Source organism: Amycolatopsis benzoatilytica AK 16/65 (assembly GCF_000383915.1).
Taxonomy (GTDB): Bacteria; Actinomycetota; Actinomycetes; order Mycobacteriales; family Pseudonocardiaceae; genus Amycolatopsis; species Amycolatopsis benzoatilytica.
Map to the genome: position 1 here is coordinate 7,048,670 of NZ_KB912942.1, position 12,170 is coordinate 7,060,839.

Below are 12,170 nucleotides of genomic sequence, written 5' to 3' on the forward strand. Positions count from 1 at the left end.
GCCGGAGCGCGGGCCTGGCGAGCGCGCCATAGGTCGGGTTGCCCCCGGCCGGTCACGGCTACTCGTCTTCGTCTTCGTGGTCGGCGATGTCGAGGTCGTCCAGCTCGTCAATTCCGGTGAGCGAATCTGGCTCGTCGCCATTCCGGCGACTGTACGCCGCCTGGGCTTGCGCGATAAGTTCCGGATGGTCATCGACCCATCCGACCAACGTCTCGGCGAGTGTCAAGAACGTCAAGACTTCCGGGTTCAACGAGTAAGTAACCGTGACCGGAAACGTCTCTGTGTGCCGTGTGCGCGTCAAAAGACCTTCTTCGGTCATCTTTTTCAATGTGCGCGCCAGGTAGCTATCATGTAGGACGGCACGTTTGTCCGACCATTCTTCACCGATGGAATACGAGCTGATCGTGGAAAGAATTTCTTTTCGCTGCATGGGGCCGTCCGAGAGTGTGACCAGGATGGCCGGTACCCACTTGTCTCCGAAAAGATACTTCAGGTCGTACAAACCCCGAAGGAATCCCTTGTCCCCCTCTTTCATTGCGCCTCCCATGTGCGCTGAGGCGGCCCCCTTGCCGCGCCTGCTGTCGTGTCCTTCGGCAGCGCGCCCCCTGCGGCTGCCGTCTGGGCGGTCGTGCCTGCTCAGCGCGACCGCAAAGCCGATCCTGACCTCCTCGCGCCGTCGTGATGGAGATCTCCACGTTACGCCGAACGGCGGAAGCGGCCCACCGTATTCCTACTCAACCCGAACCACGACGAGATGTCACGGCGAGTAGTCAATAGGGAGATCATCTGCACGTACAGTCGCTTTACTGGTGAACTCATGTTTTCAACTGTCATGGATTCTGGTGTCGTGATGCCCGTTTTGGGCCGGTCGACGGCTGGCGTAGCGGCTCCATGTGAGGCCTTCCTCGGCCGCTATTCGCGCGGTGGTGCCGGGGTGGATTCCGAGCATGGAGGCGACCACTGGGCTGGGTGTGGTGTGCAGCAGTTCCCGCAAGCCGGTGGTTCGGCCCAGCTGGATCGGTATCCCGAGTGTGGAGAAGCGGTTGTTGAGTGTCTTGGAGTTGATGGGCTGATCGGGACGTTTTCCGGGGAAGAGCCAGTCGGTGTTGGCGTTGGGGCCCCGGTAGGTGTTGCGGTGCTCAAGGAGTTGACGGGTCATGTCGTCCAGTGGTGGCGGCAGCGGAGCGGGTGGGTCGCCGAGCCGGATGAAGACGTCGGGGCCGATGATCGAGATGTCGGTGCGTCGCAGGCGGGTGATCCTGCTGAGCGGCTGGGCGTAGAGCAGCGCCAGCAGCGCGATGAGGCGTTCACGCAGTGGCCAGTCGTCGCTGGTGACCAGTGTGTTGATCAGTTCGTGCTGCTGTCGGCGGGGCTGGATGGTGGCGGCGGGCAGTGGCGCCCTGGTGAGGCGACGGCGGGGCATGAGTGTGGCTTGGCCGGCCCAGCGCAGGAACGCGGTGGCGGGCTTTCGGGTCTGGGGGTTGGTCGCGAGCCACGTGTCCAGCGTGGGTTGCGGGCAGGTGGCGAGGGTGTGGCCGCTGATGTCGAGCCAGTTCAGCAGCGCGGCGGCTTGGCGGACGCGTTCGCGGGAGCCGCGGATGGTCGCTGGGCTCAACGGTGCCTGCTCGGCCTTGCGGCGCAGGCGCCGCAGTTCGTTCCAGGTGGCGAAGCGCTGCAGAAGAGCCCGGTGTTCGGCGTCGGCGACGGCGTCGAGCTGGGTGTCGAGCCAGCGTTGGAAGAGCATGAGCTGTTTGTCGATCGGCGGGAGGATGCCGCAGGCGATCAGCAGCTCACGAAGGTAGGTGGCTTTGCGCCAGGCCGGATGGGCGGCCAGGGCGTCGTGGCTGATCGGCGTGGCACCGGTAGCCAGTGCGGTGAGCAGGTCGGTGGTGCCGGGTTTGTCCAGCCAGGTCAGCCCGCTGTGTGGCGTGTCGGTCAGGCGCAGCTTGTCCAGCAGCGGCAGCAGTTCCGCGCGGGGCTGGCCGGTGCCGTCGTCGAGCACCGTGGTGAGGCGGTCGGTGAGGGTGCAGCGTTCGCAGAGCTTGTCACTGACCAGGAGTCCCTCGTGATGGCAGCGGCGGCAGAAGAACGAGCGGGCGATGCCCGCGCAGTCGCGGCAGATCGCGTGGCCGGTGTCGTCGCGGCCGGGCAGCAGCCGGTGGTTCCCGCAGTGCGGGCAGCAGCCTCGGTCGCGGGTGGCGCGTTTGATGCAGGGGCGACAGACCGGCCCCTCCCAACGGACAGCGGGCTGGGAGTAGCGGTCGCAGCGCACGCACTTGCTGTCGGCGAGAGGCGTCTCGCCGCACTGCGCTCGGGTTCGCGGAGTCACTGTGGACGGATGCGAGCGCGCGTGGGCCGTAGCGCTCCCGCAGCTGGCGGTGTGGCGGCGCCGGCCGTGCCGGTGGCGGTGCGGCGGGTGAGGTTGGCGGCCTCGGTGCGGATCAGCTCGGCTGGGCTGCACTCGAAGATGTCGCACAAGGCGGCCAGCACCGTCAGCGACAGCCGTTCCGGAGTGCCGGTGACCAGGCGATGGACCTGCGAGACCGACAACTCGACTCCGCGATCGCGCAGCAGCGGGACGAGTTCGGTGGTGGAGAACATGCCGTGATCGGCCATCAGGTCCCGCAGCCGCCAGTCGTAGCTGACCCGCCGCTTCATCGCGTTCATCGCGTGCTCCCGCCGTCGGTGGTCGATTTCAGTGCCGAGGCAAGGGTGTCATCCAGGCTGCGCCGCAGGGTGCGGGTGCGGAAGTCCGAGGAGACGCAGGTGTAGATGGAGGTGGTGGACGAGTGTTCGTGACCGACCTGCTGCTGGACGAAGAACGGGTCCCAGCCGGCCTCGATCAGGTGGGTGACATAGGAGCGGCGCAGCGAGTGGAAGTCCAGGCCGGGCTCCAGGCCCAGCGCGTCGCGGTAGGTGGCGAAGCGGGCGTTGAGCGCCGCGCCGCTGATGCGCTTGGACTGCTCCGAGGGCCACAACGCGGGACTGGACGCGTGGGCCATGCGCGGCCGGATCTCGGTGATCCACTCCTCCAGCACCTCCACCGACCAGTCCCACACGGTCAGCACGCTGCGCCGTTTGGGCGGGCTGCCGGGTTTGGCCTTGCCAAACCGCACGTGCAGCACGCCGTACTCGCCGAACTCCCGGGCGTGCGGGTTGGTCGCGAGGTCGGCGGTGTCCAGCATCCGCGTCTCGGTGCGGCGCAGGCCGAAGGCGTAGGCGACCTTGAACATGGTGGCGTCGCGGAACGCCGCCAGCCATCCTTTGCGGCCGGCGTCGCGCACGCGCAGCACCGCGTCGTCGGCGTAGTCGAAGAACGCTTGGATCTCATCCAGGGTGAACGCCCGTTTCGCCGGCTCGGACTCGTTGTCCTGCAGGTGCACCGCGGTGTTCCACTCGTGGCACACCTGCACCGGGTGTGTGTCGAAGCGCCGCTCGCATTCGCCGGCCCATCCGTAGGCGGGGTCGGTCAGGTAGTGACAGAACAGCCGCAGGGCCTGCTGGTAGGTCCGCAAGCTCGAGCGGCTCACTCCTTTGATGCTGCGCAAGTCGGCGCACCATTCGTCGACCATCGCGGCGCTCCACTGCCAGGGGAAGGCGTTGACGTGCTCGACGAAGCCACGCACTCGCTTGTCCCGGTTCGCGATAGTCGAGGAAGCGAGGTTCCGTGCGGCCTGTTGGCGCCCCCAGCCCGTCAGCATCGCCTCGAAAACCTGTTCCTCCGGCCGCAGGAACACCACGCCGTCGACCAGCTGCAGCGCTGTCGCGCCCGCCGTCGGCCGCTCTGCCTCGGTCACCAGTCACCGTCCACCGCTCGCATCAGATGCGACATCTTCGCATCGAATGCGATCCACCGCGCAAATCAGCAGCTAGAAGGCGACACAGGTAGCCAACCGGACCCTCGGTCCAGTCGAGCCGTCACGAGCGCCACCGGCCTGTCAGACACCTCTTACCACACAGGTAGAAGCCATCTTCCGGCAACAGCACCGTCAGCTGGTTCCAAGCTGACTCGGGATCGCATCAGATGCGATCCTTGCTAATTCCGTTGGGGGTTCATACGGGGGATCATGTTGGGGTTCATACGGGGGATCAGGTTAGAGCGCCACCCCCTGCGCCTGGTGAAGCCGCTGCTCACCGGGGCTGTAGGGGGATCCGCTGGTATCCCAGACTCGCTTGTCCACAAGCCGGTAGACACATCGGGGCGGGCTGCGTGGTCAACCCCATCATCGTTCGACCGTGGTCACCCTGTTCTTCTGTCTCGCCGTCACCTTCTCTCACCTTCCTCATTTGTTTATTTCATTCCTTGTTCTTCACTGACACTATTCCCCTGTGGTCGGCGCAGCTATTTCCCGTCCGCGGTGGCCGGCGCGTGGCCGGGTCGCCGGCCTGCGGAAACCGGCGCGAGGGTGGCGGGAATTGTGACCGTACGGACGGCTTTCTATTCGCCGGAAATGGCGACGGCGCGCCCGCGCGAAAAGAGTCTTGAAAATGGGCGGCTATTTCTATTGCGCGGGTCGCGGCGCAGAGTCATAATTGAATTGTCGCCGGGGGAACCGGAAACCACACCGAATACCACGCCCGGCGCGAGCTATGTCCCGCGAAAGGAGCCCACCGTGACCGCGACGAATACCGCCGACCGTGTGCGGGAATTGCAGGACGAGGCCACCGAGATCGGTCGCGACCACGGCTGGACCCATGCCGCCTTCGTCGACGCCTACGGCGGCGACCCGCACGCCGAGCCGGACGTGCCGCCGCGATTCGCCACCGTCGCCGCCTTCTACACCACCGCCTACGCCGACGGCGTGACCGCCTACACCGACGACGTCGACGACGACATCGCCGAGGACTAGCCACCCGACCCACCGCCGCCCGCCCGCGCACTTGATCGAAAGGAACCGCCCGCGATGACCACGCCGACCCCGCCCCCGGCACCCACCACCACCGCGCCCGCCGCCCCGACCTCGGGCGGGTCGGTGCCCCGGCTGCGCAACGGTGAGCTGCGCGCGATGGTCGCGCGGGTGCTCGCCGACGCCGGGAAGGACCTGACACCCCGCACCATCGCGCACACGCTGAACCGGTCCTCCGGCGCGGTCGGCAACGCGTGCAAGGCGCTGGCCGACCGGGGCGAGGCCGAGGTCGCCGCGACCACGCCGCTGGCCTACCGGGCGACCGCGACCACCGCCAACGCCGCCGCACCGACCGCCACCCCCGCACCGTCCGGCACGCCCCGCCCCCGCCGCCCGAGGAAGACCCCCGCCGCGCCCGACCCGTCCGCCACCACGCCCACCACCGCGCCCGCACCGTCCGGGGCGAGTGGTTCAGCGGCACCGGTTACCGGTCCGGTGATGCGCCCGAACGGCATGGCGTACCACCCCCGGCAACTGTCCGGGATGCCGGACGTGACCGCGCTGCGCAAGCTGCGCGAGGCGGGGGTCGCCGCCCTGATGTACGGGCCACCCGGAACCGGCAAGACGTCGGTGGTCGAGGCCGCCTTCCCCGACCTGGTCACGGTGCAGGGCGACGGGGACACCACGGTCGCCGACCTGGTGGGCGAGTACACCCAGACCCCGGAGGGGCGGTTCCTGTTCGTGCACGGTCCGCTGGTCCGCGCGATGCGCGAGGGGCGGACGCTGTTCATCGACGACGCGACGCTGATCCCGCCGACCGTCCTCGCCGTGGTCTACCCCGCGATGGACGGCCGCCGCCAGATCATCATCAAGGCCACGGGCGAGGTCGTCGACGCCGCGCCCGGTTTCTACACGGTGGCCGGACACAACCCCGGCGTGCACGGCGCGGTGCTCACCGATGCCCTGTCGTCGCGGTTTTCCGCGCAGATCCACGTGTCCACCGACTACGACCTCGCCGCGCAACTCAACATTGACCGCCGCGCGGTGAAGGTCGCCCGCAACCTGTCCACCCGGCAGGCCAACGGCGAGGTCGGGTGGGCACCCCAGCTGCGGGAACTGTTGGCGTTCCAGAAGATCGCCGACGTGTTGGGCGCGACCGCTGCCGCCGGGAACCTGGTGGGCACCGCCCCGGAAGACGACCGCGCCACCGTCGCCGCCGTGGTGCGCGACGTGTTCGGCGGCACCGTCGCCCCGCTGTCCCTCGGTTCCCGCATCTAGCCGGAATACCCACACGCCAACGGAAACCGCCCCACCGACCCTGGAAGGACACCCGACGCCATGAGCACCCACCTGACCGCCGACCCCACCGCCACCGGTGCCGCCGTGTTCCCCGCCCGCCCCGAATGGCTCACCCTGTCCGCCGCGCTGGCCGACGAGGTCGGTGTCATCGCGGACCGGGAGGACCTGCTGGTGTCCATCGCGCCCGGTGCGGGCGGGGGTGCCCCGGCGTGTTTCTACCCCGCCCGCGCGCTGATCGAGGTCGACGGCAACCACCTCGGTGTCGACCCCGCCACCGTCACCCCCGCCAACATCAGCGACCGCACCCGCTACGCCCCCACCTGGGGCGCGTTGACCCACGAATGCGGGCACGCCAAACACACCACCTGGGAACCCCCGCGCGACGCCCCGCCCGGTGTGGTCGCCGCCGCCATGCTGCTGGAAGAGCCCCGGATGGAAGCCGCGCAGGTGCGTCGCCGCCCGGATGACCGGCACTGGTTGCGGGCGTGCGCGCGGGACATCGTCGCCGCCGACCTGCACCTGTTCGCCGACCCCGCGACCGCCCCGAAAATGACCGCACCGGACGCCGCGCACACCGCCGCCCTGCTGCTGGGGCGGGTCGACGGCGGCATCCTCACCCGCGCCGAGGTCGCCCCGGTCGCCCGTGTCATCGAAGACGTGCTCGGCACGCAGACACTGGGCAAGCTGCGCGCGGTGTGGCGGAAGGCGTTGCGCACCGCCGACCACGACGGCGACACGATGCTCGAGCTCGGGCGGCAGTGGTGCGAGATCGTGGGCACCGACCCGAACACCCCCGACCCCGGCGCGGCGGGCACCCCCGACCCGAACGCCACCCCCGACCCGTCCGGCAGCGGCAACGCATCCGGCACCCCCAACGGTTCCGGTGCCCCGTCGCCGTCCGGCGGGACGTCGGGCGGCACCCCGTCACCGTCACCGTTGGCGGGCGCGATCGAAGCCGTGCTCGACAACGTGGCCGCGAAAGTGGCGCGTGAGAAGGCACCCGAGGACCCCGCCGCGCAGGCCGCCGCCGCGCAGGCACGGGAGAACGCCAAGCGGAAGATCGCCGAACAGGCCGCGCGGTCGGTGTTCGGGGTCACGCCCGGCTCGCGTGACGGGCGTACCGCCTGCACGGGCACCCGACCGCCCACCGCCGACGAGCGCACCGCCGCGCGGGTGCTGGCGCGCGCCATGGACACCGCCGGGGTCCGGGACCGGGTGGCGGTCAAGACCACCTCGATCGTCCCGCCCGGACGCTTGCGGATGCGCGGCGCGCTGGTCGCCGACGCGCAACGCGCCGCAGGCGCGACCCCCACCGCCGAACCGTTCACCCGCACCACCCGCACCCGTGTGCCCACCCCGCCGCTACGGCTTGCGATCGCGTGCGACGTGTCCGGCACGATGCGCTGGGCGTCCGAGCACGTCGCCTCGGCGGCATGGATTCTGGCCAACGCCGCCCGCCACACCACGGTCCCCGCGCAGACCGCGACCGTGATCTTCGGCAACCGGGTGCGCCCGCTCACCCTGCCCGGCACCGCCCCCGCCGCCGTCACCGAGTTCGCCTCCAACGACAACTGGGAAGACATCCCCACCGCGATCGACGCCCTCGACGGTGCCCTCGGGTTGTCCACCCCCGGCGCGGCGCGGCTGCTGGTGATCGTGTCCGACGGCCGCTACCGCCCCACCCCCCGCGCGGACGGACAGCGCAAGCTCAACCGGTTGCGCGCCAACGGATGCGCGGTGCTGTGGCTGACCACCCGCGACACCGACACCCCGCTGGACGGGGCGACCGTGCACCGGTTGACCGACCCCACCACCGCCGCCCGCGCCATCGGACGCGCCGCCACCACCGCCCTGCGCGCCGCCACCCACTGAACCCCGCCCCGGTCGGGGCGGTCCCACCGCCCCGACCCGACCGACCCGCCAACCACACAACCACGAGGTGATCACCATGAACGACAACCACATCGCGACCGTGGGCGAGCTGATCGCCGCCCTGTCCGACTACGACCCCGCCACGCCCGTCCGGATCGCCACCGAATCCGCCGAGTACATGGACCACACCATCGGGCACGTCGTGCGCACCCCCGGCGACCCGGACAGCGACTGCGTCCTGCCCAACGACGCGCCCGTGGTCCGCATCGGCACGGGCAGCTCGTACTGCTGCCTTCCCGACCGTGCCGCCGACGCCCTCGGGTGGTCGTGATGACCACCACCGCGCCGGAACTCGCCGCCGGACTGGCCGAGCGTGCCGTGCACGCCGCACGGGTCCATCGCGCCGCCGACCCGCACGGGTTCGGCCGCCGCCACGACACCCCCGACGAGTGGAACCGGTGGGTGCGCCGCGCCCGTGTCGCCCGCACGATCGCCGCCGCCCTGCAGGTCCCCGTCGAGCAGGTGCTCGTCACCGACGACCCGCACCGCACCTACCGCACCCGCAGCGGACCGGTTCCCGGTGACCTGATCACCGTCACCGACCCGCCGACCGGGCGCGCGTGGCGGTTCATTCCCGACTTCACCACCCCCGGCGACGGGTGGCTCCTGCTCGACCGCTGCCCCGACTGCGAGGCCGAGGTCCCTGTCACCCGCATCGCCACCCTGGCCGACCTCGGCGAGCACCTCGACCCCGACGGCGACATCACGGTCGCCGACGAGGCCCGCGATGAGGCGCTGCACCAGCCGGGCTGCGCCTTCGCCTTACCCACGGTCAACTAAACCGAGCCGATCACCCGCCACGCCCGAAGGAGGACACCGTGAACCGCGACCTCGTCACCCGTACTCGACCGAGCGACGACCTCGGCCGCGCTCTGCCGCCGGAGGCGGTGCTGCTCGCCCCGGCACCGCCGCAGGCCGTGCCGATACGCCCGCCCGCCGGGGTGTGGGGGCTGGTCGTGGTGGCGGTACGGACGACGCCCGCCGCCGGAGCCCCGGTGCGGTTCGTCGGCGACCCACCCGCCCCCGACCCCGCCCACACCGACACCGCAGCCCTGCTGGCGGGCGTGTGGCTACCCGCGCCGCCGCCCGCCGACCTGCACGACGGGGACGTCGTGGTGCGCCTGCACCCACCCGGCAACGGTGACCCCGACGGCGACCCTGCCGTGGCCGACGTCGAGATCCTCGCCGCCACCCACGGCGAGTGGACCACGGTCCGCAGGTGGCGGTCGGTGGGCGCGCGGTGGCCGCATCAGGTCGCTATGTCGGTGCTGGTGCACATGCGCTTCCTCGCCGACGCCGCCCTCAACGACGCGCACTGGGCGACGCTGACCGGGCCGATCGCCGCCGCCATGCCCGCCTGGTTCTCACGCGAACTCGGACTCGCCGGCGAGTCCGCGGGCTCGGCGCCTCGCCGCGCGCCCGATGCCCTCGCCGCGCTGATCGAGGCCGGGCTCATCGAGGTGGGCGAGCAGCTGGTGTGGGGCGGGCACACCGCCACCGTCCGCGCCGGAGGCGTCCTGCACGACGGCGGAGGCCACGAATTCGCCGTCGCCACGGTCACCTCACTGGCCACGCACCTCGCGGGCTACACCGCCAACGGCTGGCACCTGTGGCACCGCGCCCGCGACCACCGCCCGCTGTCCGCGCTGCGCACCGAACTCGGCACACCCCAGTAAAACGGAAGGAAGCACCCCATGTATGACCGCGACGAGCGCGTCGAACTCATCCAGACCACCGACCCGCACACCCGCCTCACCCCCGGCATCCGAGGCACCGTGCGCGGCTACAGCGACCGCCCGACCCCGACGCTGCACGTCGCGTGGGACGACGGCTCCACCCTCGCGATGCTGCTCACCGAAGGCGACATCGTCACCCGCGTCGAGGAGCCTGACCCAACCGAACGGCGGCCGGGACAGTGACCACCACGGCCGACTTCTACGACGGGCACGCACACCACGCCGTTTGGCTCGGCTCACTTCAGGGCGACGCCGACCCCGACACCGTGCGCACCGTCGCGTGTGGACGGTTGCTGCTGGACGCCACCGACCCGCTCACCTACGCCGACGCCGTCACCGACCTGCTCGACGTGTGGGCCGAGGAAGGCCACGGGCACGGCTACCACCCGCGCGGCGGCTGGCCATGGTTGTGGCCCGACAGCCGCACAACGGACTGGGTGTTCACGTTCGCGCACGGTCGAGTGCAGATCACGACCGGCCGCGCGTGGCTGACCGACCCACGCCACCTCGCCCTGTAAGACGACGACCAACCGCGCACCGCAAGGAGTTCACGCATGTCAGACACCGTTTCCGCGACACCGGGTACCGAAAGGCCCGCCTCGGCCGCCGCGCACTGCGCCACCGCCCAGGAAGAGTTCGCCCGCGCGCGACAGCTCTACCAGAGCGAGCCGGACGAGTATCGGCGGCGCATGGAGTGGGCCTCGATGCATCTCCGGTTCGCCGAGGTCATCACCCAAGCAAGCGCACTGGTCACCGAGTACGCGCTCGCCGAGATCAACCCGGCCTGGAAGTCGCTGCGGATGTTCGCGGGAAGTGAAGCCAAGGCGTGGAACGAGTTCATCGGCACGCGCGGCGGTGCCCGATGACCGAAGGCGAGAACAACGCGCAGCGCGACGAGGTCCGTCTCCTGGACTTCCAGGACAGGTGCCCGGACTGCGATGTCGCGGTCGGCGAGGCCCACGTCTTCGACGAGTACGACGACGGGTGCGACGTCGCGCGGTGCCTGGTGACCGGGTTGCAGCGGCTGGGCTGCGAGGCCGACCACGACTGCGGCCGGGACGTGTGGACGGGGTGGTGGCCGGGCCAGGTGGATTGCGAGCGGCTCGGATGGATGCTCGGCCCCGGCCTTCCCGACCTCAACCGCCTCTACACCGAGGCGACCTGGGACGCCCAACGATGCGCCTGGGTGACAACCACCTGACACGCGCCGCACAAGGCCAGCGCGCCTACCAGTGGCCGACCTGTCGAGTTGACCCGCCACCTCGCGCAACCGCTGGAGGTATCGAGCATGAGCGGTGACCACGCCGACTTCCACGTCGGCACCGGAACGGAACGCCCGCTTGGCTTGGGCTCATGGGCCGAGTTCCGCCACCCGAGATCGCCCTGCCCGTGGGGCCAGCGCCCCGCGGAAGCCGACCCCGTCCTCGGCCCGCTGGCCCGACCTTCGCCGCCACCGCGAGGCGCGATGCTCGGCGCTGCTGCGGCCCGCCGGAGGCCCATCACAAGCGCACCGCACTCACCCGCCGCGTCCGTGGCCGCCGCGCTGGCCACCAGAACGAAAGGCTTGATCATGGGTTTCACCGGACTTCTCATCCTCGCCCGCGCCGAGGCGCCGCTGACCGGCCTGGACCCGCTGGCCGGACTCGACGCCGAACTCGCCGGCCGCCGCGATGACCACTGGCAGCTCGCGGCGGTCGCCGGACACGCCCAGGACACACCGGCGTGGGCCGCCGCGCTGGTGGACGCCACCACCGCCCCCGTGCTGATCGCCGTCGTGGAGGACAGCGACACAGCGCTGCTGCTGGCCGACAGCCCCAGCGGTCACCGGTGGATCACCGTGCTCAACGCCCCGGCCGACAGTGCGGGCCGGGCAGCGGTCGCCGACTCCAGGGCGATGACCGCGATCGCCGAGACGGCCGTCGCATGGGCCGCCGAGGCCGGACAGACCGTCGCCACCGAGCCCGTGCTGGAGGCGTTGTGCGCGGCCGACCGCGACAACCGCGCCGCCGACAAAGCGTTCAGCCACGCACTCGACGCACGCGATTTCGCGGCGACCGACGAGGTCATCCGCAATCAGATCTCCTTCATCGAGGTCTACGTCCTGCGGGTGCTGGCCGTGCTCGGGCTGGCCCTGCCCGCTGCGGAGGCGGGCTCCTGGTGGGCGCACCTGGCCAGTCAGGTGGAGACGCATTCCCCATAGCCCCCGCTCACGATCCACGCCCCGCCTGTGGCACCGTGATCGCCTGTGCCGTCCCGTCACGAGCCTGTTCCGGCCATGACACACACGGCGGGATGGGGATCGAGCGAAGGCGAATGTGGTTGTGTCCCAACGGGTTCACCGTTGGGACACAACCAC

The 12,170-nt window shown here is 70.5% G+C and carries 15 protein-coding genes; 11 read left to right on the plus strand and 4 right to left on the minus strand.

Going from position 1 to position 12,170, the window contains the following annotated elements:
- Window positions 1-58: 58 nt before the first annotated feature.
- The 4 genes from AMYBE_RS0132830 to AMYBE_RS0132845 all read right to left on the minus strand — a co-directional run bounded on the left by AMYBE_RS0132830 (window position 59) and on the right by AMYBE_RS0132845 (window position 3,797).
- Window positions 59-535 carry a winged helix-turn-helix transcriptional regulator gene (locus AMYBE_RS0132830; RefSeq protein ID WP_027928252.1) on the minus strand — a complete coding sequence of 159 codons (477 nt, stop codon included), beginning with the start codon at window positions 533-535 and terminating at the stop codon, window positions 59-61.
- Between the two features lie 288 nt (window positions 536-823).
- Complete coding sequence (locus AMYBE_RS0132835) at window positions 824-2,272, minus strand: hypothetical protein (protein ID WP_027928253.1); 1,449 nt, start codon at window positions 2,270-2,272, stop codon at window positions 824-826.
- Between the two features lie 53 nt (window positions 2,273-2,325).
- Entirely contained in the window at window positions 2,326-2,667 is a 342-nt protein-coding gene (locus AMYBE_RS0132840) for a helix-turn-helix domain-containing protein (protein ID WP_020663637.1), read from the minus strand.
- On the minus strand, window positions 2,664-3,797 hold the full coding sequence (locus tag AMYBE_RS0132845) for a tyrosine-type recombinase/integrase (protein WP_020663638.1): 1,134 nt from the start codon (window positions 3,795-3,797) through the stop codon (window positions 2,664-2,666). Before AMYBE_RS0132845 ends, AMYBE_RS0132840 begins: the two co-directional genes overlap by 4 nt.
- Window positions 3,798-4,613: 816 nt before the next feature.
- Between AMYBE_RS0132845 and AMYBE_RS0132850 the strand changes: the two genes are divergently transcribed.
- From AMYBE_RS0132850 to AMYBE_RS0132900, 11 genes are all read left to right on the plus strand, one after another.
- On the plus strand, window positions 4,614-4,850 hold the full coding sequence (locus AMYBE_RS0132850) for a hypothetical protein (protein WP_020663639.1): 237 nt from the start codon (window positions 4,614-4,616) through the stop codon (window positions 4,848-4,850).
- A 54-nt stretch (window positions 4,851-4,904) separates the two neighbouring features.
- A complete protein-coding gene (locus AMYBE_RS0132855; protein ID WP_020663640.1) occupies window positions 4,905-6,125 on the plus strand; it encodes an AAA family ATPase in 1,221 nt (406 codons plus the stop codon).
- Between the two features lie 60 nt (window positions 6,126-6,185).
- A complete protein-coding gene (locus tag AMYBE_RS0132860) occupies window positions 6,186-8,018 on the plus strand; it encodes a hypothetical protein (RefSeq protein WP_020663641.1) in 1,833 nt (610 codons plus the stop codon).
- Window positions 8,019-8,094: 76 nt separating this feature from the next.
- Entirely contained in the window at window positions 8,095-8,349 is a 255-nt protein-coding gene (locus AMYBE_RS0132865) for a hypothetical protein (protein ID WP_027928255.1), read from the plus strand.
- Complete coding sequence (locus tag AMYBE_RS0132870) at window positions 8,349-8,858, plus strand: hypothetical protein (RefSeq protein WP_154676374.1); 510 nt, start codon at window positions 8,349-8,351, stop codon at window positions 8,856-8,858. Before AMYBE_RS0132865 ends, AMYBE_RS0132870 begins: the two co-directional genes overlap by 1 nt.
- 38 nt (window positions 8,859-8,896) lie before the next feature.
- Entirely contained in the window at window positions 8,897-9,754 is an 858-nt protein-coding gene (locus AMYBE_RS0132875) for a restriction system modified-DNA reader domain-containing protein (protein ID WP_020663644.1), read from the plus strand.
- Window positions 9,755-9,772: 18 nt separating this feature from the next.
- Window positions 9,773-9,997, plus strand: coding sequence for a DUF4314 domain-containing protein (locus AMYBE_RS42810; RefSeq protein ID WP_020663645.1), 225 nt, complete (start codon window positions 9,773-9,775; stop codon window positions 9,995-9,997).
- Entirely contained in the window at window positions 9,994-10,332 is a 339-nt protein-coding gene (locus AMYBE_RS0132885) for a hypothetical protein (protein ID WP_020663646.1), read from the plus strand. Before AMYBE_RS42810 ends, AMYBE_RS0132885 begins: the two co-directional genes overlap by 4 nt.
- Before the next feature lie 36 nt (window positions 10,333-10,368).
- A complete protein-coding gene (locus AMYBE_RS0132890) occupies window positions 10,369-10,680 on the plus strand; it encodes a hypothetical protein (RefSeq protein ID WP_020663647.1) in 312 nt (103 codons plus the stop codon).
- Window positions 10,677-11,015 (plus strand): hypothetical protein, encoded by a 339-nt coding sequence (locus AMYBE_RS0132895; protein ID WP_020663648.1) that lies wholly within the window; start codon window positions 10,677-10,679, stop codon window positions 11,013-11,015. The genes AMYBE_RS0132890 and AMYBE_RS0132895 overlap by 4 nt, the downstream gene beginning before the upstream one ends.
- Window positions 11,016-11,384: 369 nt before the next feature.
- A complete protein-coding gene (locus AMYBE_RS0132900) occupies window positions 11,385-12,014 on the plus strand; it encodes a hypothetical protein (protein WP_020663649.1) in 630 nt (209 codons plus the stop codon).
- Window positions 12,015-12,170: the final 156 nt, after the last annotated feature.